The sequence below is a fragment of the Ruegeria sp. YTSA072 genome, assembly GCF_059610285.1.
The window spans coordinates 52,452-75,763 of the sequence record NZ_JBXWNI010000005.1 but is presented as its reverse complement, the minus strand read 5'-3'; the positions used below and the strand labels follow the sequence as shown (position 1 = coordinate 75,763).

The window sequence follows — 23,312 nt, the reverse complement described above, 5'->3', positions numbered from 1 at the left end:
GGATTCCAAATCTGCGCTGTGATAGAAACCCGGTGTCAGGTCAGGAGGGTGCGACGTGGCCCGAAACTTAAACCGATCCCGCAGGTGGATCTTGATTGGAGGCTGTGCCGCAGTGGCGGGGGGATTTGCGATACGCGAATACCGGCTTATTCCGCCTGACTATGCGGGACGGCAACTTAGCGTGCAGGATGCGCATAGGCAGGCCGTGGCCGGAGACGTATTGTTGCTGGACATTCGTACCCCGAAGGAATGGCAGTCCACCGGGGTCGGAGAGGGCGCCCAATCTTTGGATATGCGCCGTGATGATTTCATTCCCGCTCTGACGCAGCTCGTCAATGGTGACAAGGGCGCGGCAATTGCGTTGATCTGTGCGCGGGGTGTGCGCTCGGCGCGGTTAAGCAACTGGCTGAGCGAGGCAGGATTTACGAACATTATTGATGTGCCCGAAGGCATGTTGGGGTCGGCCGCTGGGCCGGGATGGGTGCGCGCCGGATTGCCGGTTCGCGACTACGACAGGAGTGCAGTATGATCCGCGAATTAACACTGGCAACGGGTTTGGCGCTGGTCGGGCAGCCGGGGCTGGCCGCCTGTGCCGATCTGGAGGGTATGTGCGAAACCGCCTCAGGCGGATACCATATCGAATTGCCCGAGGATGAGAACCCTCCGCTGGTGGTGTTTCTGCACGGCTATGGTGGCACCGCCACCGGTACTTTGAAAAACCGTGGCATGGTGGAACCGCTGCTAGCGCGCGGCTACGCTGTAATGGCGCCAGAAGGGTCGGAGCGCAACGGGCGACAAAGCTGGAACTTCTTTCCGGGTTGGGAAGGACGCGATGAAACCGCCTTTTTGACCGAGGCGGTTGAGGATGCCGCGGATCGGTTTGGCGTGGATACGGACCGGGTCGTTCTGGGCGGGTTCTCGGCGGGGGCGTTCATGGTCTACTACCTTGCCTGCGCCGCGCCCGATACGTTCTCGGCCTATGTGCCCGTTTCAGGTGGGTTCTGGCGCCCTGATCCTGAATCTTGCGATGGCCCGGTTCGGATGTTCCACACTCATGGCTGGACGGACAACGTGGTGCCGCTGGAAGGGCGCTTGTTGGGCGGTGGCCGATTTCATCAGGGCGATATCTTTGCCGGACTTGAGATTTGGCGCGTTGCAAATGGATGTGTCGATACCAAGCCCAGCGGGTTCTCGACCACCGGCTCTTTCATGCGCCGATATTGGAGCGGATGTGACGACGGCAGCGCGCTGGAATTTGCGCTGTTTCCCGGTGGTCATACGGTTCCCAAAGGCTGGGCCGATATGATGATCGATTGGTACGAAGGTTTGGCGGGTGGGTGATCACTCGGCAGGAGTCATTACGCCCTTGCCTTCGATCACCTTCTTAAGCTCATCCCTGTAGCGACGGGCCGAGCGTGTGATTGCGGGCTCGTTATAGTCCTCTTTCATGCCAACCATACGGCGGGCTGCTCCGGCCGATACGCCACTGAGCGCGGACAAAGGAATCGCAAAGGCAAGACTGATCGCAATCGGGGCCAACCAGACTGATACAAGACCGGACAAGATACCGACGCTAAGGGCCACGCCGCTGATCGTTTCGACCGTGTGGCAGAAGATCAGCGTGCGCAGACCATAGCTGCCGCCATCCCGCGCCTGCGGGGACCAGCCCTTTTGGATACCAAAGGTGGTGCGAATGACGGCGATCATCTGTTGCACCATCAGAATAGGGGCGTAGAGGATCGACAGAACAACCTCGGCCAGGAATGAGGTCAGGAATTTGCGCCCGCCACCGAATTCGGCATAGCGCACTCCGCTGAGTGGCAGGGCCAGAACACCCAAGACCTTTGGCGCAAGCAGCATCGCATACATGACCAGAATGATCAGCACATGGCGGGTTTCCGTCATCTCAGGCCATTGCGGGAACAGTGGATTGTCTGGGCTGAAATAGTGCAGGACCGAGGCATCCTCACCCTGACCGATCAGCGCCCACATCACCAGCAGCGCAAACCAAAGCGGCGACATCAGATATCCGACTGCGCCGTGGAACATGTGGAACCGTGACACCGACTGGAACCCGGCTGAGCCCAACAGTTTCAGGTGCTGCAAATTGCCCTGACACCAGCGCCGATCGCGCAGGGCGTGATCAATCAGTGTCGGCGGTGTTTCTTCATAAGACCCGCGAATGCGGGGCAGGAACCGCACGCCCCAACCGGCCCGACGCATCAGACCGGCCTCGACGAAGTCATGGCTCATGATCAGTTTTTCCTGACCATTCAGGGCTCGAAGCTTTGGCAGCCCCGCGCAATTTGCGAAGGCCTTGGTACGGATAATGGCGTTATGGCCCCAATAGTTGCCTTCCTGACCGTACCAGCGCGCGAGCCCCTCGGCGAAGGCGATGCCATAAACGCCATTGGCGAATTGCTGCATTCGCGCAAAGACCGATTGTGCACCGATCAGCTGAGGGTAGCTTTGGATCAATCCTGCGCCCGGATCGCGCGCCAACGCATCGGTCAATCGGGCGATGGCGCGACCGGTCATCAGACTGTCGGCATCCAAAACCAGCATCGCATCCCACTCGGCACCCCAGCGGCTGACCCAGTCGGCGATGTTGCCAACCTTGCGGTCGGTGTTTTGTTCGCGACGGCGATAATACAGTTCCAGCCCGGGGGCGAGGGTGGTACGCAGCGCCTCGACACTGGCTTGCTCCTGTGCGGCGATCTCGGGGTCCCGCGTGTCCGAGAGGATGAACATGGCATAGTGATGCTGCCCACCGCGCGCCTGCAAATCTTCAAGCATAGTGCGGGCATTGCCGAGTACGTTCCAGGGCACCTCGTTGTACACTGGCGTCAACAGGGCGACACGCAGGGGTTGGGCGCGACCCCGACGCACTGGGCGTTCCTGCCGGGACAGGGAGACCATGCCCAGCAACACAGTGCAGACCGTGAAGGAGATCCAGAAGAAGTTGAATGAAATCAGTGCCAGAAGGATGGCCTCGATCAGGTTGATGCCTTCGGCGTCGAACCAGTCCGTCATCACCCATAACAGTCCCAGCGTCGCCACCATTGCGGGCGAAAACGCCAGCGCACGCCAGAACCCGGCCGAGGGACGTTTGGCATCAGGAACCTGTGCATCCCGAAACCCTGCGCTGAAATCCTGCGCAGGCATGGCCAGAGGCGTATCAGGCGGCATGATATGAAGGTCGCTGCTCATGAGGTCCAACGGTAAAGCCAGACCTCAGAGGCTGGCTGTTTGTCTTTCAGCAACTGCGCGCGCAATTCGACATGGTCGCGGTCGCCGGGCTCGAACGAAAACGCCAGCCGCAAACCGCCTGTGTCGGGGTTGCGTTGCAGCACACCTTCGGATGTTTCGGCATGCGGCGAGTCCACGAAAATGGTCATCGCCTCTGGGTCGTCGAACAGCACGCTTTCTTCAAAATCGATGACGGCCAGACGCCCTTCACCAAACGTGTTGTCACCCATCGCGGTGTTGATCACGCGCGCCATCGGTGTGCGCTGGGGCTCATCCCCCCAGATCAGGCGATAGGACAGGTCGACCTGGCTGCCAGCCGTATAGGGTTCGGCAGGGCGCCAGTAGGCAACGATGTTATCGTAGATTTCCTGATCCGCCGGAATTTCAACCAGCGTGACGGCACCTTTGCCCCAATCCGCACCGGGTTCGACCCACAGGCTGGGGCGCTTGTGGTAATTCGCCTCAAGATCCGCGTAATCCGAGAATTCACGCTTGCGCTGCAACAGGCCAAAGCCGCGCGGGTTGGTGTCGACGAACGACGAAATCTGCAGGCGGGTTGGGTTCGCCAATGGCCGCCACAGAACCTCTCCAGCACCGTTGCGCACCAACAGACCATCGCTGTCGTGTACGGCAGGGCGGAAGTCGTCGAACCGGCTGTGGTTGGTCTGATCGAACAGGAACATCGACGTGCCGGGGGCGATACCCACATGCGTCAGCTCTTCGCGTGGGAACAGCGTGGCTTCGATATCCATCACGCAGTCCGCACCGGCGGTGATATTGAACCGATACGCACCGGTCACGCTGGGGCTGTCCATCAGCGCATGGACGACCATGTTGCGCTGGCCGGGTTTTGGGCGCTCCAGCCAGAAGCGGATGAATTCAGGGAATTCCTCTCCATCCGGGTCGCCGGTTTTGAGTGCCAGACCACGGGCCGAAAGGCCATAAACCTCATGCAGGCCAATAGCGCGGAAATAGCTGGCACCTTGCCAGACGCAGAACTCGTCGGTCTTGCCGGGACGGTGCATTTCGGTGCGCAGACGCAGGCCGGAAAAGCCCAGCGTGTCGTCTATCGGCAGTTCCGGGACATCCTCGGATTTGTCGAACATCTCCAGATCGAATGCGACCGGAGTGGTCATCCCGTTTTCGACGGTTTCGACTTTAACAGTGCGCGGGAAGTACAGGCCAGGCGTAAAGAAATCGACGTTAAAGGGTGTTTCGGTTTCGTACCACAGCGCGCGGTCCAGCCGGAACCGGATCGAGCGGTATTGCTGATATGTCAGATCCTGCCATTCCTGCGGCACCATCTCGCGTTCCGCATAAGGCCGGCTGGCCAGATCGCGGGCCATCTCAATGACGACATTGCGGTCAAATGGGACCTCACCGCCGGTGGCGAAGGTCGCGGGCGCAAATGCAAGCGCCGACGTTGAGACCAGAAATGCGCGACGTGTAAAATTCATTTCTTAGACTTCCAAGGTTGTGACTTAAACCAAGCGGCCATGTATGCCACGCCGATGATCATCGCAAAGCCAATCATGTTGGCGACGAAAACACTGGCAACATCTCGCCCACTCAGGTCCAGACCGACGCCGATAAGTCGTGCTGCAGCCATCGAAAATACGAACACGGCCAATGATTGTTGCCCAACTTTGGTGATGACGGTCAGCAGGAACTGCCAGACTTTGGCCGCGGTACCCTGACCGGTTGCAATCAGGCGATGCCCATGTTCCCCGGCGACAACCCAGCCCAGATACGCGAGTGACAGGAAATGCAGATAGCGGAACAGGCCGAAATCGGTTTTGTCGCGGAACTCTTTCGTCACGGGCCAGACCTTGCGGATTTCGTCAGCCAGATCGGGGGCCGCCGCGTTGATCCATGTGAATACCTTCCACGAACCAAAGGGCATCGAGAAGATCAGGAACAGTGCTGCCGCCCAGATCAAGGTTTTCGATACCGGGGGGGCAGGTATCCAGCCGCGCATGAAGGCGAAACCGGTAAAGAACAGCAGTTGCCAGCCAAAGGGGTTGAAGAACCACTGCCGCTCAGACCACGGTTCGGCTGGGAGGTCCAGAATGTCGGTCTGTGCGACCAGCCAGATCGCGACGGATGTCGCAGCGACGGCCCAGAAACCGAACCGGTAGAGGCCCATAAACATGGGCATCATTGCCAGAACCACCAGATACATCGGCAGGATGTCGAAATAGTTCGGAACATAGGTCAGCGTGAACAAACCCACGATCTGAGGCGCAGGATCGTTGAAGAAGTGCTGCAGGTTCAAAGACGAAACGTAGGTCTTTTCAAACAGCCCCGATTGATCCAGCGCCGCCATTGACATGGCGACAAAGAAGAACAGACAGATATGCGCCCAGTAGACCTGCCAGATACGGAACGACACGCGGGCCGTTCCCATCCACCACCCCTTGCGCAGGAACGCTCCGCCAAAGGCAATCGCCGACGCCATGCCCGAGCAGAACACGAAAATCTCGGTCGCGTCCGAAAATCCGAACCGCGCGGGAATCCACTTAGCCCATGGATCGTTCGGGATATGGGCGATCAGGATGATGAACATCGCGATGCCGCGATAGAAATCCAGGCGCGGGTCGCGCGTGCGGGCAGGGGCCGCCGCAGAGGCAGCCACCGGCGCAAAATCAGAAGCGGGCGAAACTGTCGCCATACGTATTCTGTCCTTCTTGGTCTTAGTTTTTGTTATTCAGCCGGGACGCTTTGTGCGTCTCCGTTGTCGCGTGCCGCATCGATCAATGTGCGGCGCGCATGAGCGTAATTGTCTTCGCCCCCGGCTCTTTTGGCGCGACGGTCATCCAAGATGCGCTCGACAGCATCCAGACGGCCGGCGCGCAGGCCGGAATCAATTGTGATGCGCTCGAAGACATCACGTTGGGCGTGGCTTCCACCTGCCAGTTGCATACCTGCCCGGGCGTTCGATAAAAAGTCGAAGGCGTCGCCGTAAAGGCCTTCGCCAAAGGCCTCAAGCCCTTTGGCGGCTGCAATGCCCGGATCGGACATGCGGATCGGGGTGTCCCCCTGATTGCGCTGCGCATCTTTCTGAATACGCTGCAACATCTTGCCGGTCGCTTCAGTGCGGTTGTCACCGGTCAGCGCCAAAAGATAGTGAAGGTCGGCAAAGATCAGACAGCCATCTTCGGTCCGCGCGGCGCTGAGATCAGCCAGCTCCTCCCAGCGGTTCCCGACTTCGACGCCCTCAAGCTCTAGCCGTGACAGCAGGGACGTGGCGTTCGAGATATCGCGGTAGTCGTCGGTTTTGTCCTGACGGATGTAATTGTCATACAGCTCCATCACCTGATCGACCTGACCCAGATCCAGATGCATCAGCGCCTTGTGCCACCAGACGTGATAGCGGAAGTTGTTGCAGTGGGTCCAAGCCTCTTCGCGTCCAGCCAGCCAATCAAGGCCCAGCTGCGCGTTGCCTGTCATCTCATGCACGTGTGCTACGGCGTGCAAACCCCAGGCATCGTCCGACACCATCCACAGCGCCTGCCGTCCCGCGATCTCGGCCTTTTCATAAGCGCCGGTTTCTTCCAGTGCGAAGGAATGGCATCCCAGCAAATAGCCGCGGCCCGCGTGATCGGGCTCATAGGCGGGCAGGACGCGTTCAATCGACCGGCGCATCCCGTGCGAGTCGCCAAGTACAAAGCGCGTCGCGTGGCTCAGCTTCATTGCCAGCGAGTCTTGCGGATGGGCGCGCAGAATCTCTTCGAACTTTTGGATGGCTTGTGTAGGCAGGTCTGCCAGATACAAACCCAATGCTTCGACATATAGCCGTTCGCGTGCTGAAACCGGCTGACGCTCCATGGAGCTGTTGGCGGCGGCCAATGCCTCCACGGCGACTGGCATCATCTCGCGACGGCCCAGCAGGACCATGAACAGACCTTTGATTGCATGACCCAGGGCAAAATCGGGCTCAAGCTCAAGAACTTTGCCAAGATGCTGCGGCGTAACGGCGGCATGGGCCATGAACCCAAGCAGAACACCATCCCAGGCCTCGGCACTTGCCGGATGGCTCAGGGTGTTCATCTGTCCGAAAACGTCTTGCTTCATGTTCATGTTCCGATCCAATCGAGAATATCTACAACAAATGATGTAGCAGAGACTCTGGGAGGGTCGTATCAGTATCGGCCCTGCTCTCGAATTGGTGAAATGCCGTGTGGGCAAAAATTGAAAAAAACCGCCGATTCAATGGCATGTTTCAGCAACATGCCGCCGAAATGGGCAGAGTGTTTCAATCGTCAAAGGGGTGTTCAGCGCGCAAAACGGCCTGCGTATCGGCCCCAAAGACGGGCGGAGCAGCCCGATATGTTACAGGTGTGCGCGACAGTTTCAGCGGATTCCCGATCAGTTGAACGTCACCCGGTGCTGCCTGCATCGCGATCTGCATCTGGCGGGCTTCGACCTGATCGGTTGAAAAAACCTGATCCAAAGTCTGTACTGGACCAACCGGAACCTTGCGGGCTTCGAGCTGCGCAATCATAGTCTCTGAAGCATGGGTCTTCACCACCGGACGCAGCACGGCGTTTAACGCGTCACGATTTTCCAACCGGGCTGGGTTGGTGGCGAAACGCGGGTCATCCGCCAGAACGGGGTGATCGATGAATTCGCAGAACCGGCGGAACTGACTGTCATTTCCGACGGCCAGAATGACGTGGCTATCGGCGGTTTCATAAACGTCATAGGGCACGATGTTCGGATGCCCGTTGCCGCGCCGTTGGGGCACGGTGCCCGAGGTTAGATAGTTCGCACCTTCGTTGATTAGCCACGCGATCTGCGCATCTACCAGCGCCAGATCAATCTGCTGGCCTTCGCCGGTCTGATCGCGGTGGCGCAGGGCGGCTAGAATGCCGACACTTGCGTACATTCCGCACATCACATCGGCGATGCCCACGCCCACCTTCATCGGCGCGCCATCGGGTTCGCCTGTCAGCGACATGATCCCGCCGTACCCCTGTGCCATCAGGTCATAGCCCGGCTTGGACGCATTTGGCCCGGTCTGGCCGTAACCCGATATCGAGCAATAGACGAGGCTGGGAAAGTCTTGCGACAACGTGGCGTAGTCCAGACCGTATTTCGCCAATCCGCCGGGTTTGAAGTTCTCGATCAGAATGTCCGCATGCGAGGCCAACCGTTTGATTTCAGATTGCCCCTCGGTCGTGGTGATGTCGATAGCCACGGATTTCTTGTTGCGGTTGGCCGACATGAAATAAGCGCTTAGATCGGACCGGTTGCCTTGCGCATCTTCGACGTAAGGAGGGCCCCATTGGCGGGTGTCATCCCCGCCGGTCGCGGGGTTTTCGATCTTGATCACGCTGGCCCCCAGATCGCCCAGCAACTGCGTGCAGGTCGGTCCGGCCAAAATGCGACTGAGGTCCAGTACTTTGACGCCCTTCAGCGGTCCTTCAGATCCGGCCATCATAGCCCCCACGGTCAATTTCTGCGGCAATCACGGTGAATGAATTGGCTTTCATCGCCTCATTCAGGGCATTGCGCAGTTCCTCGCGGTTGCGAACGGTGTGACCTTTGCCGCCAAACGCCCGGCCCATGGCTGCAAAGTCGTGATGGTCGAAATCCACGCCCCTGTTGCCCATTTGGCGCTGGCGCTGTTTCAGCTCGATCAACGCGAGGCTTGCATCGACAAAGACCAGAAAGATCGGGTTTCCGCCCATTTCGGCGGCGGTTGACAGCTCTCCGGCTACCATCAGGAACCCGGCGTCGCCCGAAAAACTGATGACTGGGCGGTCCGGTTCGGCCAGTTTCAGGCCAATCGCCATTGGCACGGCGCAGCCCATGGTACACAGCGCCGAGGACTGGATCAGTCCGCGTTCCTCGGAACAATCCCACATCTGACTCAGCAAGATACGATGCGCGCCACTGTCGGCTGTAGCCAGTGTTTCGGCAGGTAGGGTCGCACGGGTTTCGGCGATGACGGCGGCGGGCCCCCAATCTTCGTCCGTTGGAAAGGCCTGCGCCAGCGCGGCTTTGACCTGCGCGGGTTCACCGCCCGGCCACGTATCGCGGGCAGGGTTGCCCTTTGCCATGGCCTCCAACGTGGCACCCGTATCGGCGACCATATTCAGGTTGGCCTGATGCATATAGTGGTCATTGACCACAGCCGAGATGTCGATGACTCGCTTTTCTTCAGGGTCCCAGACCTCGCGCCAGCCGGGGCGCATCTCGATCGGGTCGTAGCCAAGGCACAAGACCAGATCGGCCTGTTCAACCAGCGGCAAAAGGTGTTTGTCGGCCAGCGGTGACAATCCGGCCCCGCCAAGGCACAGGGGGTGATCTTCGGGCACAACTCCCTTGGCTTTGTAGGTGGTTACAAAGGGGATGCCGAAATGTTCCAGAAACGCCTGCACAACATTGCGCGATCCGTCATACAGCACGTCCAGCCCCACAATCGCAATGGGACGTTCCGCGTCAGCCACCCAACGGCGCGCTTTCTCAAGGCAATTGCCCTCGGGCGCGACGGCGGCAGCCTTGACCAGTCGCCGCTTCTTGACGCTGGATACGCGCATATCCGCAACCGAGATCGGAACATCGATATGCACGGGTCCGGGGCGCGGCTGGTTGGCCAGCGATACGGCCTTGTCTGCCACGATATCCGCGCCCTGTGCCGTCAGTTTAAAGGTTCCTTTGGTGATCGAGCGATAGACCTGTGCGTGATCCATAACCTGATGGGTATAAGTCAGCGCTTCATCCGCATCGACGCAACCGGTCAGCACGATCATCGGCACCCGGTCCTGCAAGGCGTTGGCGACCACGTTGATCCCGTTCATCGCACCGGGGCCAAGCGTCGCCACCAGAATGGCAGGTGCACCGTCGCGGTGATGCACGGCTTCGGCCATGAACCCGGCGGCGTTTTCGTGCTTGGTCAGGTGAAAGGTGATCCCCGCCTGTTCCAGCGCATCCACCAACGTCAGAACCTCGCCACCGGGCATACCAAAGGCATGGCGGCATCCGGCCTCGTAAAGTCTTTGGGCCAAAAGGTCCGCGGCGCGGGGCGAAAGGTCCTGCATTAGTTATGCTCCGAAATAATACGTCATTGCAGATTGCGGAGGACGCGTCCGGACGCAAGCAGGTTCACGGCAGTGTGACTAATTGACTGCGGATTCCGCCACGGCCTGAAACTTTTCATCCAGTTCCGCCGCAATTTCTTGCAGTGGCTCACCGCCTTGCTGGGCATAGGGGGCAAAGACGTGGCTTGGGGTTTTGTAGGACAAAGTCGCCGTGCCGTCCGCATTTTCGGTCACGTAGAACCGGATGGGCGCTTCGATCATTGCGTTGACCGAGGTTTCCAGAACCCGAACTGCATAGTCGTTGTTAAAGGCACCGATCACTAAGTTTCCGGGAATGATGATGCCACGAGCCGCTGCCGCCTTGGTGGGCCCGGCCTGCGTTACAACAATCAGACCGTTTTCTTTGACCGCGGCCTTCGTATCCGCGACCAACGCTTGATAGCTTTTGGCGGTCGAATGAACGGCCCAGCCTGGCAGTGCCTCTTGCGCCAGCGCGGGAAGGGCCAGCAAACACAGTACGGTCGAAATAGCCTTCATTGCGCTGTCCTCATGGGTACGGGTGCGAAGTTGATGCCAGAAACTCGTATTTCGCGCAGTCACAATCCCGTGGGTAGCAGCCGCAGTGGATGCTTTCGGATCAGGCCAGGCGCCATTTCAGCAGATAAATGTCCATGATCCAACCATGATCCGCCCGCGCTTTTGCCCGTGTTTCGATAATCTGCGACGCCAAATCAGCCAAAGGACCGTGGATCAGGATTTCTTCCTTCATCCCCACATAAGCGCCCCACCAAATTTCGTAGTCGGCTATCTCAAGGCTTTGAAACGAACACTCGCCGTCCAGCATAACAGCCACTTTTGAGGCATTTAGCGGCCAGCCTTCATCCCGAATGCGCCGACCTGTGGTCACGACATACGGCGCGCCCAGATCGTTGATCGGTATCGCATGCGCCGCCGTCAATGCCTGCAGCGCAGTGATGCCGGGGATCACACGTGTTTCCGGTTGGGGCTTCAGTCGTGAGGCGATGCGCAGCGAACTGTCATAAAGCGACGGATCGCCCCAGATCAAAAGAGCTACCCGCTTTGCATCAGGGTGCGCCGCGATCGCCTCTTGCCACCGCAGAGCGATGGCGTCGTGCCATTCATCAACACCGCGCAGATAGCCATCAACGGCGCGTCGTTTGGGAATATCAAAATATGCGATCTGTGGCGCGGTGTCGGTCACCTGCGCGATAATCTCTTCCCGCAAACCGGCCAGATCGGCCTTGTTTTCGCCTTTTCGTGGGATCAGGATCAGGTCTGCGTCCCGAATGGCACTAGCGCCTTGAAACGTCAGGTGGTCCGGATTGCCGGTGCCAATACCGATCAGGGTCAGGTCAAACATCGTCAGTCTCTGCAAGCGGGCCGTAAAGGATCAAGGCGGGGGCCGTGCCGATCTCAGCACCCAGCTTGTCCGCCAACTCACCGACCGTGGATCGGTGCAACACCTGATCCGGGGTCGAGACGGCTTCGGCCATCAGCGCCGGTGTATCCAGCGGCAATCCGTGTTCGTTCAATGTCTTTACCAGCAAAGGGAATGTGCGCTTGCCCATGAACACAACCGTGGTGGCATCTGGATCGGCAAGCGCGGCAAGGTTCAGATCTTCGGGCAGTTTGCCGCTGACGTCATGGCCGGTGACAAATTGTACGCGACGCGCTGTGAGGCGCCGCGTCAGCGGAATGCCAGCTGCTGCCGCAGCCGCGACCGCAGACGGGATACCCGGAATGATCTCATATTCGATCCCGGCCTCGCGTAGCGCCACCAGTTCTTCTTCCAGACGTCCAAACAGACCGCCATCGCCGGATTTCAGTCGAACCACGCGCGCGCCAGTTTTTGCGTAATCCACCAACAAGCGGCTGACGTGGTCCTGTTTTGGTGATGGTCGCCCGGCGCGTTTGCCTACCCCGACAAGATCTGCGTCCTGATGCGCATGGCCCAGAATCGGACCACTGCTGAGGTCGTCAAACAGCACCGCATTCGCCTTTTGCATCCGGTCAACGGCCTTAAGCGTTAACAACTCCGGGTCTCCGGGTCCCGAGCCGATGAACGAAACGAAACCGCTCATGCCTGCGCCTCTGCAATCAGATGAAAGAATGTTCCGGTCACGTTGCCACGAACCGATCCGGTTTGCGGCCCCTCGACCCCTTCGGCATCGAACACCCGGGCCAAAGGCGCGTCGGGTTGTTCCAAGATCGAGGAATAGTGGAACTCATGGCCTCGCAATGTCGCATCGGCAGCAAAACCCGGCATAGGGGCCAACAATTGCGCCTTTCGATACCCAAGATTGAACTTGCGCTTCTCATAGGACGTCACAAGCCCAAGCAGACCCGCCATCTGATGCCGGACCCCTTCTTTGTCGACCAGCGCTTCTCCCAAGGCCATATACCCTCCGCACTCGCCATGAACGGGCTTTGTCTCGGCGTGTTTGCGTAGACCGTTCAGGAATGTGTCGGCAGCGGCCAAAGTGCCCGCGTGCAGTTCAGGATATCCACCGGGCAACCAGACCAGATCGGCATCCGCAGCCGGGGCTTCGTTGGCCAGCGGTGAAAACGGCGTGATTTCCGCTCCTGCTGCGCGCCAGCCTTCCAGCAAATGTGGATAAGTGAACGAAAACGCCGCATCCCGTGCCAGCGCGATCCGCTGTGCCGGAGGCCGCGGCAGCGCGGCTGACGATGGTCCCTTGGGGCCTGAGGAAGCCGCTGCCTTGATCGCCTCAAGATCCACATGCTCGCGCAGGAATGTGGCGTATCCGGCAATCGCGCTTTCCAGATCTGGGTGCTCGACCGCCTGTATCAACCCAAGATGCCGCTCGGGCAGGGTCAGATCTCCACGCCGGGGCAACACGCCCAGTACCGGCAGGCCCGCGCGCTCCATTCCCAAACGGGTGAGGCGTTCGTGACGCGGGCTGGCGCAGCGGTTCAGGATCACCCCGGCAAAGGGCAGGTCTGGATTGTACATCCGAAACCCCAGCGCAGTGGCCGCCGCGGATTGCGCCTGACCGCCCACATCCAGCACCAGAACCACAGGCCATCCCATACGCTGTGCGGTTTCGGCGCTTGATCCGTGCCCAAGCTCTCCGGGCTTGGCAACGCCGTCGAACAGGCCCATCGAACCTTCGGCCACGACGATATCAGCGCCCTCGGCCTGGGCAGAAATCGCGTTCAGCAGCGGATCGGCCATCGCCCAGCTGTCCAGGTTGAACGAGGCGCGTCCGGCTGCGGCACGGTGAAAGGCTGGATCGATATAGTCCGGTCCGCTCTTGAACGGTTGCACCGTCAGGCCGTCCTCGGCAAGCGCACGCAGAAGACCCAGCATGACGGTGGTTTTGCCTGTCCCGGAAGACGGCGCAGAAATCAGTAATCCCGGAGGGTTGGTCATCCCGTCATTCATTCTCGGGGCTCCAGCTTGACCATGGACTGTCCGCGCTTTGCGGGCGGTACCGGCGGTCGTAATCTTTTGAATAGAGACAGCTTTCGTCAAAGCCTTCGCCCGCAAGTGCCGGGCCAACCATGATCAGAGCGGTGCGAGAGATACTCTCGTCCAGTGCGTCTTTCAGGGTCGCCAACGTGGCGCGAATGATCCGTTCGTCCGGCCAGCTGGCGCGATATACCACTGCCACCGGGCAGTCTGCTCCATAGGCCGGGGTAAGGTCCGCGATCACGTTGTCCAGATTTCCGATCGACAGGTGAATGGCCAGCGTCGCGCCGGTCCGGGCAAAGTTCTCAAGCGTTTCGCCTTCGGGCATTGAAGATGCGCGGCCGGGCGTCCGGGTCAGGACCACAGATTGCGCCAATCCGGGCAAGGTCAGTTCCGTTCCCAGCGAAGCAGCCGCTGCGGCGAACGACGGTACACCGGGCGTCACGCTGACCGGAATGCCCATCTCTTTCAACCGCCGGATCTGTTCGCCCATCGCCGACCAAACCGACAGGTCGCCGGAATGCAGACGTGCAATGTCATGGCCAGCCTTATGCGCTGCCTCGATCTCGGCCATGATCTGATCCAGATCCATTGGCGCGGTGTTGATGATCTTTGCGCCCTCGGGGCAGTGGGCCAGAATTTCTTCGGGCACCAGCGATCCTGCATACAGGCACACCGGGCACGACGCGATGATATCACGCCCCCGCAGGGTCAGAAGGTCGGCAGCGCCGGGTCCGGCGCCGATGAAATGAACGGTCATGTTTGTCCTCCGATGGCGACGGCGCAGGTTGCAAGCCGGTCGTCCGAAATCTGTCTGGGTGAGGTCAGCCGCGCACCTGTTCCAGCGGCGGCAAGGGCGGATGCTTCAGCTACGCTGCCGGTGCCATAGGTGGCACGGCTGCGGTTCGAGCAGGTGAGAGTGCGCTGTCCCGCCAGATCGGCAGCAGCGATGAAATGCAGGGGCAGGGCGGTCTCTGCAGCAAACTCCGACAGCGCGGCGTGACCTTCCTTGTCGGCAACAGTGGCCAGCGCGTCGACGTTTTGCCCAACGCTGGCCCGCTTAAATACGGCGCGCAGGCTGTCCACGGTCGCCGTTGATGAAAACCCCAAACCTGCGATGATCATAAGATTACGCTCCACTGCACCACCGGATATGCGGATTTCCAGCCGCGCCGAGGTCCCAGTGCCGAAGCCTGCGCCAGTTCGATGCGCAAAAGTTCTCCGCCTAGTTTTTCGTGCCATTGCGCCAGTAAGGCTTCGCTTTCCAGCGTCACTGCATTGGCGACCAACCTGGTGCCGGCGGGCAGGGCGGCGTGTAGCCAACTCAGCAATTCGGTACTCAGGCCGCCACCGATGAAGACCACATCCGGAAACCCAAGGCCGTCCAGTGCGGTCGGCGCTGTGCCATGCACAACTTGCAGCCGGTCTTGCCCTAACGTGTCGGCATTTCGACGAATGCGGTCCGCGCGATCCTTGCGGGGTTCGATCGTGGTTGCGGTCAGGGTCGGGTCGCACATCAGCCACTCGATGCTGATCGAGCCGGTGCCGCCGCCGATATCCCACAGATGCTCGCCGCGCTTGGGGGCCAGCGCCGACAGGGTCAGCGCCCGCACGGGGCGTTTGGTGATCTGGCCATCATTCTCGAAGATATCATCCGGCTTACCCGAGGCCTTGGGCAGCGCCTGTCCTTCACCCGCAACTTCAAGCCCAACGCAGACCGGATGGTCGAACCCGCCCAGCAGGGCTTCGGTCAGCGACACGCTGCGCGACCGCTCGCGGGGGCCGCCAAGGGCTTCCATGACATGCAATTGCGTATCGGCAAACCCAGTTTCGTTCAGATATGTCGCAAGCTCGGCCACCGCAGCGCCGTTGCGCAGCAGCAGGATGGCGCGCAATCCAGGCGAAAGATGCGGGCGCAGACGAGTCAGCGGGGCGGCGTGCAGACCGAATGTCTGCGTGCTTTCCAACGGCCAGCCCAGACGTGCCGCAGCCAGCGAGAACGTGGACTGACCCGGATGGGCTGTCCATTCTCCGGCGTCGAAGTTGCGCGCGATTACCGAGCCCGCGCCGAACCAGAACGGATCGCCCGAGGCCAGAACAACTGTTGGGCGTCCGCGAAACCCGGTCAGGATCGGCAGGCCGTCGGAAAAAGGCACGGGCCAATCTACGCGCTGTGCGCCTGTGTCGGGGATCAGTGACAAATGGCGCGGCGGGCCCATGATGATTTCGGCACGCTCCAGTACTTGACGACTTGCGGGTGACAGGCCATCCAGTCCATCTTCGCCCAAGCCCAAAACGCTTAGCCACGGAGCTTCATGCATGACCAACCTCCTGATCCTTGGTGGCACGACCGAGGCAAATGCACTGGCCAAAACCTTGGCCGATCAGGGCATCCCGGCGACCTATTCCTATGCCGGTCGGGTGGACAATCCAAGACCGCAGCCCCTGCCGGTGCGCGTTGGAGGGTTCGGCGGCGTCGAAGGCCTGACCCGTTACCTGACGGACTACGCGATCACTCATGTAGTTGATGCCACCCATCCCTTTGCCGCGCAAATGAGCACAAACGCCATTGCCGCGTGTCGCGAGGCCGGGGTGCCCATGGCCGCTTTGACGCGCCCGGCATGGCGCGCGCAGGACGGAGATCGTTGGCAGCACGTTTCTGATATAGGCGCGGCGGTTGCCGCTTTGAGCGGTCCTAAACGGCGCGTTTTTCTGGCCGTTGGCCGCCTGCATCTTGAAGATTTCGCGGCTCAGCCCCAACATCACTTCTTGCTGAGGCTGGTGGATGAACCGGATGCACTGCCGCTGCCCGATTGCGAGGCGATCGTGTCGCGCGGACCTTTCACCGAAGCAGGGGACCGGGCGCTGATGCTGCAGCATGGCATTGAACTGGTTGTGTCCAAGAACTCTGGCGGCACCGGTGCGCGCGCCAAGCTGGATGCCGCGCGCGCCCTGGGCGTACCGGTGCTGATGATCGACAGGCCGACCCTTCCGCAAAGGACCGAATTGTCGAACGTGATGCAGGTTCTGGACTGGTTGGCTCATTCCGGGGTGAACCTCGGGGTATAGACGATCGGCGCGCTGTCACGGTTGATGACGCGCGTCAGGGATGACCCGACAATGACGACGGTTTGCATGTCAGCCATGTCAGGCGTCGCCTCGGCCAGTGTTGAAATCCGGATCGCCTCATCCGCGCGGGATACGGCACGCGCGAACAGGATCAGGCGCTCGGGCTCGCATTCTTCGCGTAGGATTTCCAGTGTTTTTACAAAGCCTTCCGGGCGGGATTTCGAGCGCGGGTTATAAAACGCCATCGCGAAATCCGCCTGCGCTGCTAGGCGAAGACGTTTTTCAACCAGCGACCAGGGTTTCAAGTTGTCGCTGAGGTTGATGGCGCAGAAATCATGACCCAGCGGCGCCCCGGCCCGCGCGGATGCCGCCAGCATCGCGGTTATGCCGGGAAGGACGTCTATGTGGACGTTACGCCACTCGGCTGGACCGTTTTCCAAGGCTTCGAACACCGCAGCCGCCATGGCGAACACACCGGGATCGCCCGAGGAGACAACGACCACGCGTTTGCCTTCCGCCGCCATCTGCAACGCGTGTTGGGATCGGTCGATCTCGACCCGGTTGTCGCTGGCGTGCAACGTCAGACCAGGGCGCTCGGCCACGCGCGCGACATAGGGGATGTACCCGACCACGTCCGTGGCATCCGTCAACGCAGCTGAAACCTCGGGGGTTACGAGATCTTCATTACCAGGCCCCAAGCCCGCAATCTTGACCCAACCACTCATGGCCGCCGTCCCTGACCATGCACGATGATGATCGAGAAATAGGGCGTCACCTTTTCGCATGCCTCGGACAGTTTCGTCACCACCTGGTTCGGCATCTGTGCAAACTCGACGATCCATGCGCGGTCATACAGACCGGCTGTTTTTAGCGCGCGCTTCACCTTGTCGATATTGCGTCCGATTTTCATGACAACCAACGCGTCGGTCTGCGCCATGCGAATTGCCAGATCTTCTTCGGGCAGGGTGCCGACCAGTACTGTCAGCACATCATCGCCCCAGGTGATCGGGTTACCCGTTGCTGTCCATGCGCCGGACATGCCGGTAATGGCTGGCACGACCTCTACATCAGCCTGATCGCGCAAGCGGCTGTAAAGATGCATGAAAGACCCATAGAAAAACGGATCACCCTCACACAGAACCACCACATCCTCACCCTGATCCGATAGGGCTTTGAGATGCGCGGCGCAGTCTTTGTAAAAGGCCGAGAGCAGTTCGTTATAGCGCGGATCAGCCAGCGGAATTTCCGTAGTGACAGGGTATTCCATGGGAAACTCAACTGCGCTGTCCGGGATCATCCCATTGACGATCTTGCGTGCCTGACCGCTGCGACCAGGCTTGCGAAAGAACGCGACGTGACGTGCATTGCGGAGCAGGCGGTCGGCCCGCACGCTCATCAGGTCCGGATCACCGGGGCCAAGGCCCACGCCGTATATCTTGCCGCCACTCATTCGGCGCGGCTCGCAATGGCGTTGATTGCGGCGACGGTGATGGCGCTTCCGCCCAGACGGCCCTTGATGATGCAAGAGGGCACGGGCTGCGCCTCCCACAATGCGTCCTTGGATTCGACGGCACCGACAAAGCCCACCGGGCACCCGATGATGGCGGCCGGGCGTGGGCAATCGGGGTCTTCCAGCATATTCAGTAGGTGGAACAGAGCGGTCGGCGCATTACCGATCGCGACCAGAGCGCCTTCCAGATGCGGACGCCACAGCTCCAGAGCAGCAGCGGATCGGGTGTTGCTCATCTCAGCCGCCAGTGGGCGCACGCGTTCGTCATGCAGAGTGCAGATCACCTCATTATCGGCCGGCAGGCGGAAGCGGGTCACACCCTCGCTGACCATTCGCGCATCGCACAGTATAGGTGCGCCATTCTCTAACGCGGTCCTTGCGGCTGGCACGAAACCGGGCGAAAAATGTACGAATTCTTCCAGACCGACCATTCCGGCGGCGTGGATCATGCGAACCGCAACCTGCTCTTCATCAGCGTCAAAGCGCGCCAGATCGGCCTCAGACCGGATCGTGGCAAAGCTTTGCTTATAGATCGCTGCGCCATCGGTTTCGTATTCATAGGGCATCAGGAGAGGTCCATAGTCATAAGTGTTTCAGGTGTCAGCCCGCGTTGGGACGGCTCATCCCCCGCGCGACCGTTTTTGACAAGATCAAATCGTCCGTCATTGCCGACCAGTGTGACATTTGCCGTCCCCATTCGGGCGCAGCCTTTGGCGCAACCGGATACGTGTAGGCTGCCTGCAACCCGCGCCGCCAATTCGCGCGCAACCCTACGGGTTTCCACTTGTGCTTGCGGGCAGAATGGTGCGCCGGGGCAGGCGTCGGTTGTCATCAGCGGGTCGTTGCCATCTATGACAAAGTCGGGTGTTTGTATCGCCGCCCCGCCTTCCAGCAGAATCAGCCGCCATGGGGTGACCCGCAAGGCAGACGCCCCGCTGTCTGCAATGAGGTCAGAGAGTTGTCGCGCCGGCAATTGTCCGAACGCCGCGCCATACAGAGTACCCAGATCGCAGGCGCCGGGTTGTGGCGGTGCGCCGATGTCACCAGGCGCGCTGCCTTGCCACTCCGCTGGCAAATCCTGCGTCGCGGCCACCCGCGCCATGCGGCGGGTTTCTGGCGTGAAACGTTCGGAAAACCATCCGGCCAAGGCGATAAGCCGGTCAATTGCGTTGGTTTCTGTGACCCGGCAGCCAGTCTTGGCCCCGTCGGCGTGCAGGATGAGGCCATCAGTGCCTGCTTCGACCCGGATATCGGCCGAATCCGCCGTCAACAGGCGCTTGGGGCCAGTGTCGATGGCAAAGCCGAATTTGGCGGGCAGAGTCGGCAATTCCTCCAACCGATCGATCAGTTCCTGTGTCAGCCGTGCGGTTCGATCACCTGATTTGTATAGGGGCGACACCAGTATATTGCGGCGCATTTCAATACCGGGCTCAGCATCCAAAAGGTTCAGCGCGGCCAGTTCGGCCAGCAATGCCTGATGATCGTCTTCTTTTACCCCGCGCAGCTGTAAATTGGCGCGGTTGGTCAGGTCGATAGTGCCATTGCCAAATTGCTCGGCCAACTCACAAAGACCACGTGTTTGTTCGGCGCTCAAACGGGCCAGACGCGGGCGCACCCGAACCACCAGACCATCGCCCGACATCATCGGCCGATGCGCGCCGGGGCACCAACCCTGAACGACCGGGGCGCTCATCCCAGCCCCTCCAGATCGGCCCGGATCGAGTTGCGGCGGGTGTTCCAAAGGCCCGCGTCCAACAACGCGCGGAACCTGTCCTGCATCGCCTGATACGCGCGCGGGTTGGCCTCTTGCAAAAACGCCTCGACCTCGGCGTCGCCCAATGTAGCGTCATGATAGAGGTCGAACAGATGCGGCGCGACCGTGCCTGACAGATGGGCGAAAGAGGCCATGTGATCCAGTGTCGCCGCAATTTCGGCAGCGCCCCGGAAGCCATGCCTTTGCATGCCTGCAATCCAGTTCGGGTTGGCGGCACGGGCATGAACCACACGGCTGATTTCTTCAGGCAGCGTTCGGGCGCGCGGGTTATCCGGGTTGGTGTTGTCCAGATGGTATAGCTGCGCCGTACCACCGGTGAATGTCTTGGCGGCGGCGAAACCAGCCTCGTGCGTGGCATAGTCGTTGGCCAAAAGCAGATCGGTTTCGGTCAGATCCTGCAGGTGCACGAAACTGTCGGCATTCGTGACCCGTTGGGTAATGCCGTCCATATCCTGTGTGATGTGTTCGCCTTCCAAAGCGAAAGAGCTGGCCTCAAGCCATGCCTCACCCGCCTGCGCGCGGGCCTCATCCGTATAGATTTCGGACAGCTGGGTCATGTTTACGCCATAGCTGCCCGGGGCCGGGCCAAAGACGCGCGCCGCCGGGGCCTGTCCGGCATAAGGGTTCCAGTCCGGGGCTTCATCGCGATCCGACAACGCGCGAACAGCTTGACCATAAAGCGCTGAAAGGGTCGGGAACACATCGCGGAACAAGCCTGAGACGCGCAAGGTCACGTCCAGACGTGGGCGACTGAGATCAGTGATAGGTAGCACTTCGATGCCCGACACCCGCTCGGACCCTTTGTCCCAAACGGGTTTGACGCCCAGCAAGTGCAGCGCCATGGCAAACTCTTCACCCGCCGTGCGCATCGTGGCTGAACCCCAGAGATCAACGATCAGCCCATTGGGATAATCGCCCTCTTCCTGCAGGTGTCGCCGCACCAATTCTTCGCCCAGCTTCACGCCTTGGGTATAGGCCGCACGGGTCGGCACTGAGCGCGGATCGGTGGTATACAGATTGCGCCCAGTTGGCAGCACGTCTGACCGTCCGCGATAGGGGGACCCGGACGGGCCTGCCTCGATCCGTTTGCCAGCTAGCGCGTCGATCAGTGCATTGCGTTCGGCATTGGCAGAAGGTGACGTGTCAAAATTGGCGGCGGCTTCGGGCACACGTCCAAAGATATGCAACCCGTCGCCGAACTGGCTTTCTTTGATGTCACAGACAAAACGGTCGATGCGAGTGATCGCCTCGGCCGTGCAGGTGGCCTGATCGAGACCCAGGTCACTTTCAAGCCCGATGGCTTGCGCCTCATCCCGGATATCTTCTTGCAGGCGGTCGCGACGTTTGGGGTCCAGACCATCTGCGTTCGAGAATTCGTCCAGCAGCGATTCCAGCCGAACCATCCGATCGGGGGTGCCGCTTTCCTTCATCGGCGGCGGGATGTGACCCAAGGTGACGGCCCCGATCCGGCGCTTGGCCTGAGCGGCCTCGCCAGGATCGTTGACGATGAAGGGATAGATGACGGGAAGGTCGCCGATCAGCGCCTCTGGCCAGCATTCATTGGACAAGGCGACCGATTTGCCCGGCAGCCACTCCAGAGTGCCATGCGCGCCGATATGGATTAGCGCATCCGCGCCAAGACCTTTGCGCAGCCACAGATAGAAGGCGACATAGCCGTGGCGGGGGGTGCGCGACAGGTCGTGGTAATCGTCTTCCCGCATCTCGGGCGTGCCGCGTTCGGGTTGCAGCGCCACCAGCGCCTTGCCGCGCCACAGGGCGGTGAACTGGAACGCGCCTTCTGAGAATGTTGGGTCGTCCTCGGGTCTACCCCACACAGCTTCGAGGTCTGCGCGCAATTGTTCCGGCAAGTCCGTCAGCGCGGTCAGGTATGCGTCAAGCGACCACGAAAGCCGCGTGTCCGGCAGCATCTCGGCTATCGGTTCGGCGGGTGCGGTGTCATACCCTTCGCCCAGCAGGTCAGAAAGCATCGCCTCGGCCGAGGCCAAAGCATCAAGGCCCACAGCATGGGCCATCTGCCAATCCTTGCCGGGATAGGTGGACAGCACCAAGGCGTGCACCTGATCCCCTTTGGGTTTGTCGTTCAGATTCAGCCAGCCGACGACACGGTCGATGATGGCCTCGATCCGTTCCGGTTCAGCCCGGTGGGCAAAACGTGAATACTCCAGATGCGGGTCACGCTTGCCCGGTTCCTTGAACGAAGCAATGCCTGCAGAAATTCGCCCGTCCACTTCAGGCAGGACAACGTGCATAGCCAAATCAGCGGGCGAAAGACCGCGTTCCGCCTCGGCCCAGGCTTTGCGGCGGGACGTTGCGAGAGCAACCTGAAACACCGGCACATTGGCGGCGTCCAGTGGAGAGGTGCCGGATGCGCCTTTGCCCGAAAACGCGGTGGCGTTGATGATGGCCGACGGTTCAAGGGAGGCGATGTTCTCGCGCAGCCAATCGGCGGCTGCAGGTGCTTTCAGCGAGGGGGCGAACATGCCTACAGCTTCGAACCCGCGTTCCCGCAATCGGCGGATCAGGGCTGCGACCGGGGCAGTGTCTGCCGATGTCAGATAGGCACGATAGAAAGTCACCAGAATACGCTTCCCGCCGCTCGAGAATGCTGTTTCGACCGAGATTACGCCACGGTCCGGGCACCACGCGCCGCACTTTGGCAAGGTCTTTGCGCCCATCACCGGCCCGGCATAAAGCCCAGCCGCCAGCGCCATTTGTGCCAAGGCCGCTTGCGCCGCGACTTCGCCGCCGGTGTCACACAGATGCGCAAGCCGCCGCAGGGTTGAGACGGGCAGGGTGGAGTAATCATCCAGCCGCGTATCCTCACGCCCATCGGCAGGTAGGACGGCCAGTGCGATCCCCTTGGATTGCGCCAGCGCCAGAACTTGCTGCAAGCCATAGGACCAGTAAGGCACGCCGCCGATCAAACGGATCAGAATGCCCTTGGCGCCCTCGAGCGTTTGCTCGACATAAGTGTCGACGGACAACGGGTGTTTCAGTGCTGTCAGGTTGGCCAGCCGCATTGTCGGCATTCGCCCTTCGGCCCCGCCACCGCGATGCCAGCCCGCCGCGAAAGCACCAAGGTCACTGTCCGAAAAGGACAGCATCACCAGATCCGCTGGGCTCTGGCCCAGATCGGTCGGGGTTTCGATCTCTTCTAACCCGTGGCTTTCGCGGAAGACGACGTGCATG

The 23,312-nt window shown here is 60.5% G+C and carries 21 protein-coding genes; 3 read left to right on the top strand and 18 right to left on the bottom strand.

The genetic code is table 11. The features are described from left to right. The first annotated feature begins 55 nt into the window (after nucleotides 1-55). Nucleotides 56-529, top strand: a complete 474-nt coding sequence (locus AC2FIB_RS10740) for a rhodanese-like domain-containing protein (protein ID WP_496736273.1) — start codon at nucleotides 56-58, stop codon at nucleotides 527-529. Continuing rightward, the gene (locus tag AC2FIB_RS10735) at nucleotides 526-1,341 is read left to right on the top strand and encodes a CE1 family esterase (RefSeq protein WP_496842019.1); all 816 of its coding nucleotides are present in this window, start codon (nucleotides 526-528) and stop codon (nucleotides 1,339-1,341) included. The genes AC2FIB_RS10740 and AC2FIB_RS10735 overlap by 4 nt, the downstream gene beginning before the upstream one ends. Here the strand turns inward: AC2FIB_RS10735 and mdoH are convergent, their stop codons facing one another. The 13 genes from mdoH to cbiE all read right to left on the bottom strand — a co-directional run bounded on the left by mdoH (nucleotide 1,342) and on the right by cbiE (nucleotide 16,070). Next, complete coding sequence (gene mdoH / locus AC2FIB_RS10730; RefSeq protein WP_496736275.1) at nucleotides 1,342-3,210, bottom strand: glucans biosynthesis glucosyltransferase MdoH; 1,869 nt, start codon at nucleotides 3,208-3,210, stop codon at nucleotides 1,342-1,344. After that, a complete protein-coding gene (locus AC2FIB_RS10725) occupies nucleotides 3,207-4,706 on the bottom strand; it encodes an OpgD/OpgG family glucan biosynthesis protein (RefSeq protein WP_496736277.1) in 1,500 nt (499 codons plus the stop codon). The genes mdoH and AC2FIB_RS10725 overlap by 4 nt, the downstream gene beginning before the upstream one ends. Then, on the bottom strand, nucleotides 4,703-5,920 hold the full coding sequence (locus tag AC2FIB_RS10720) for an OpgC family protein (protein ID WP_496726117.1): 1,218 nt from the start codon (nucleotides 5,918-5,920) through the stop codon (nucleotides 4,703-4,705). Before AC2FIB_RS10720 ends, AC2FIB_RS10725 begins: the two co-directional genes overlap by 4 nt. A 32-nt stretch (nucleotides 5,921-5,952) precedes the next feature. Further along, nucleotides 5,953-7,323 carry a tetratricopeptide repeat protein gene (locus AC2FIB_RS10715; RefSeq protein ID WP_496736281.1) on the bottom strand — a complete coding sequence of 457 codons (1,371 nt, stop codon included), beginning with the start codon at nucleotides 7,321-7,323 and terminating at the stop codon, nucleotides 5,953-5,955. Between the two features lie 181 nt (nucleotides 7,324-7,504). Continuing rightward, nucleotides 7,505-8,689, bottom strand: coding sequence for a CaiB/BaiF CoA transferase family protein (locus AC2FIB_RS10710; protein WP_496736283.1), 1,185 nt, complete (start codon nucleotides 8,687-8,689; stop codon nucleotides 7,505-7,507). Beyond that, nucleotides 8,676-10,295, bottom strand: coding sequence for a thiamine pyrophosphate-binding protein (locus AC2FIB_RS10705; protein WP_496736285.1), 1,620 nt, complete (start codon nucleotides 10,293-10,295; stop codon nucleotides 8,676-8,678). Before AC2FIB_RS10705 ends, AC2FIB_RS10710 begins: the two co-directional genes overlap by 14 nt. A gap of 78 nt (nucleotides 10,296-10,373) precedes the next feature. Next, on the bottom strand, nucleotides 10,374-10,832 hold the full coding sequence (locus AC2FIB_RS10700) for a DUF302 domain-containing protein (protein WP_496736286.1): 459 nt from the start codon (nucleotides 10,830-10,832) through the stop codon (nucleotides 10,374-10,376). A gap of 100 nt (nucleotides 10,833-10,932) precedes the next feature. Next, a complete protein-coding gene (cobF, locus tag AC2FIB_RS10695) occupies nucleotides 10,933-11,676 on the bottom strand; it encodes a precorrin-6A synthase (deacetylating) (RefSeq protein WP_496842016.1) in 744 nt (247 codons plus the stop codon). Beyond that, a complete protein-coding gene (gene cobA / locus AC2FIB_RS10690; protein ID WP_496736289.1) occupies nucleotides 11,669-12,397 on the bottom strand; it encodes a uroporphyrinogen-III C-methyltransferase in 729 nt (242 codons plus the stop codon). Before cobA ends, cobF begins: the two co-directional genes overlap by 8 nt. Further along, the gene (locus AC2FIB_RS10685) at nucleotides 12,394-13,722 is read right to left on the bottom strand and encodes a cobyrinic acid a,c-diamide synthase CobB (RefSeq protein ID WP_496736290.1); all 1,329 of its coding nucleotides are present in this window, start codon (nucleotides 13,720-13,722) and stop codon (nucleotides 12,394-12,396) included. The genes cobA and AC2FIB_RS10685 overlap by 4 nt, the downstream gene beginning before the upstream one ends. Then, entirely contained in the window at nucleotides 13,715-14,509 is a 795-nt protein-coding gene (gene cobM / locus AC2FIB_RS10680) for a precorrin-4 C(11)-methyltransferase (RefSeq protein WP_472724120.1), read from the bottom strand. The genes AC2FIB_RS10685 and cobM overlap by 8 nt, the downstream gene beginning before the upstream one ends. Beyond that, a complete protein-coding gene (locus tag AC2FIB_RS10675) occupies nucleotides 14,506-14,874 on the bottom strand; it encodes a cobalamin biosynthesis protein (protein ID WP_496736366.1) in 369 nt (122 codons plus the stop codon). Before AC2FIB_RS10675 ends, cobM begins: the two co-directional genes overlap by 4 nt. After that, the gene (gene cbiE / locus AC2FIB_RS10670) at nucleotides 14,871-16,070 is read right to left on the bottom strand and encodes a precorrin-6y C5,15-methyltransferase (decarboxylating) subunit CbiE (RefSeq protein ID WP_496842015.1); all 1,200 of its coding nucleotides are present in this window, start codon (nucleotides 16,068-16,070) and stop codon (nucleotides 14,871-14,873) included. The genes AC2FIB_RS10675 and cbiE overlap by 4 nt, the downstream gene beginning before the upstream one ends. On the opposite strand from cbiE, the gene AC2FIB_RS10665 reads away from it, so the two are divergent. Next, nucleotides 16,069-16,818: a cobalt-precorrin-6A reductase gene (locus AC2FIB_RS10665; RefSeq protein WP_496736293.1), complete on the top strand. Its 750-nt coding sequence runs from the start codon at nucleotides 16,069-16,071 to the stop codon at nucleotides 16,816-16,818. The two genes, cbiE and AC2FIB_RS10665, sit on opposite strands and share 2 nt — an antisense overlap. On the opposite strand, the gene cobJ is transcribed toward AC2FIB_RS10665, so the two are convergent. The 5 genes from cobJ to cobN are packed head-to-tail and all read right to left on the bottom strand — an operon-like array spanning nucleotide 16,791 to nucleotide 23,311. Further along, nucleotides 16,791-17,543, bottom strand: coding sequence for a precorrin-3B C(17)-methyltransferase (gene cobJ, locus AC2FIB_RS10660; protein ID WP_496736294.1), 753 nt, complete (start codon nucleotides 17,541-17,543; stop codon nucleotides 16,791-16,793). The genes AC2FIB_RS10665 and cobJ overlap by 28 nt on opposite strands. Next, nucleotides 17,540-18,268, bottom strand: a complete 729-nt coding sequence (locus tag AC2FIB_RS10655) for a precorrin-2 C(20)-methyltransferase (RefSeq protein WP_282119910.1) — start codon at nucleotides 18,266-18,268, stop codon at nucleotides 17,540-17,542. Before AC2FIB_RS10655 ends, cobJ begins: the two co-directional genes overlap by 4 nt. Next, nucleotides 18,265-18,894, bottom strand: a complete 630-nt coding sequence (locus AC2FIB_RS10650; protein WP_496736295.1) for a precorrin-8X methylmutase — start codon at nucleotides 18,892-18,894, stop codon at nucleotides 18,265-18,267. The genes AC2FIB_RS10655 and AC2FIB_RS10650 overlap by 4 nt, the downstream gene beginning before the upstream one ends. Continuing rightward, nucleotides 18,894-20,021, bottom strand: coding sequence for a ferredoxin-like domain-containing protein (locus AC2FIB_RS10645; RefSeq protein ID WP_496842013.1), 1,128 nt, complete (start codon nucleotides 20,019-20,021; stop codon nucleotides 18,894-18,896). Before AC2FIB_RS10645 ends, AC2FIB_RS10650 begins: the two co-directional genes overlap by 1 nt. Then, nucleotides 20,018-23,311, bottom strand: coding sequence for a cobaltochelatase subunit CobN (gene cobN / locus AC2FIB_RS10640; RefSeq protein WP_496842011.1), 3,294 nt, complete (start codon nucleotides 23,309-23,311; stop codon nucleotides 20,018-20,020). Before cobN ends, AC2FIB_RS10645 begins: the two co-directional genes overlap by 4 nt. Nucleotide 23,312: the final 1 nt, after the last annotated feature.

Bases quoted from the DNA above. Each gene is read 5' to 3' on its own strand.
- AC2FIB_RS10645 (WP_496842013.1), bottom strand. From the start codon at position 20,021: ATGAGCGCCCCGGTCGTTCAGGGTTGGTGCCCCGGCGCGCATCGGCCG.
- mdoH (WP_496736275.1), bottom strand. From the start codon at position 3,210: ATGAGCAGCGACCTTCATATCATGCCGCCTGATACGCCTCTGGCCATG.
- AC2FIB_RS10705 (WP_496736285.1), bottom strand. From the start codon at position 10,295: ATGCAGGACCTTTCGCCCCGCGCCGCGGACCTTTTGGCCCAAAGACTT.
- AC2FIB_RS10685 (WP_496736290.1), bottom strand. From the start codon at position 13,722: ATGAATGACGGGATGACCAACCCTCCGGGATTACTGATTTCTGCGCCG.
- AC2FIB_RS10665 (WP_496736293.1), top strand. From the start codon at position 16,069: ATGACCAACCTCCTGATCCTTGGTGGCACGACCGAGGCAAATGCACTG.
- AC2FIB_RS10700 (WP_496736286.1), bottom strand. From the start codon at position 10,832: ATGAAGGCTATTTCGACCGTACTGTGTTTGCTGGCCCTTCCCGCGCTG.
- AC2FIB_RS10655 (WP_282119910.1), bottom strand. From the start codon at position 18,268: ATGAGTGGCGGCAAGATATACGGCGTGGGCCTTGGCCCCGGTGATCCG.
- cobJ (WP_496736294.1), bottom strand. From the start codon at position 17,543: ATGAGTGGTTGGGTCAAGATTGCGGGCTTGGGGCCTGGTAATGAAGAT.
- AC2FIB_RS10715 (WP_496736281.1), bottom strand. From the start codon at position 7,323: ATGAAGCAAGACGTTTTCGGACAGATGAACACCCTGAGCCATCCGGCA.
- cbiE (WP_496842015.1), bottom strand. From the start codon at position 16,070: ATGCATGAAGCTCCGTGGCTAAGCGTTTTGGGCTTGGGCGAAGATGGA.
- cobA (WP_496736289.1), bottom strand. From the start codon at position 12,397: ATGAGCGGTTTCGTTTCGTTCATCGGCTCGGGACCCGGAGACCCGGAG.
- cobM (WP_472724120.1), bottom strand. From the start codon at position 14,509: ATGACCGTTCATTTCATCGGCGCCGGACCCGGCGCTGCCGACCTTCTG.
- AC2FIB_RS10735 (WP_496842019.1), top strand. From the start codon at position 526: ATGATCCGCGAATTAACACTGGCAACGGGTTTGGCGCTGGTCGGGCAG.
- AC2FIB_RS10720 (WP_496726117.1), bottom strand. From the start codon at position 5,920: ATGGCGACAGTTTCGCCCGCTTCTGATTTTGCGCCGGTGGCTGCCTCT.
- cobN (WP_496842011.1), bottom strand. From the start codon at position 23,311: ATGCACGTCGTCTTCCGCGAAAGCCACGGGTTAGAAGAGATCGAAACC.
- AC2FIB_RS10725 (WP_496736277.1), bottom strand. From the start codon at position 4,706: ATGAATTTTACACGTCGCGCATTTCTGGTCTCAACGTCGGCGCTTGCA.
- cobF (WP_496842016.1), bottom strand. From the start codon at position 11,676: ATGTTTGACCTGACCCTGATCGGTATTGGCACCGGCAATCCGGACCAC.
- AC2FIB_RS10675 (WP_496736366.1), bottom strand. From the start codon at position 14,874: ATGATCATCGCAGGTTTGGGGTTTTCATCAACGGCGACCGTGGACAGC.
- AC2FIB_RS10710 (WP_496736283.1), bottom strand. From the start codon at position 8,689: ATGGCCGGATCTGAAGGACCGCTGAAGGGCGTCAAAGTACTGGACCTC.
- AC2FIB_RS10650 (WP_496736295.1), bottom strand. From the start codon at position 18,894: ATGCCCTATGAATACGAAACCGATGGCGCAGCGATCTATAAGCAAAGC.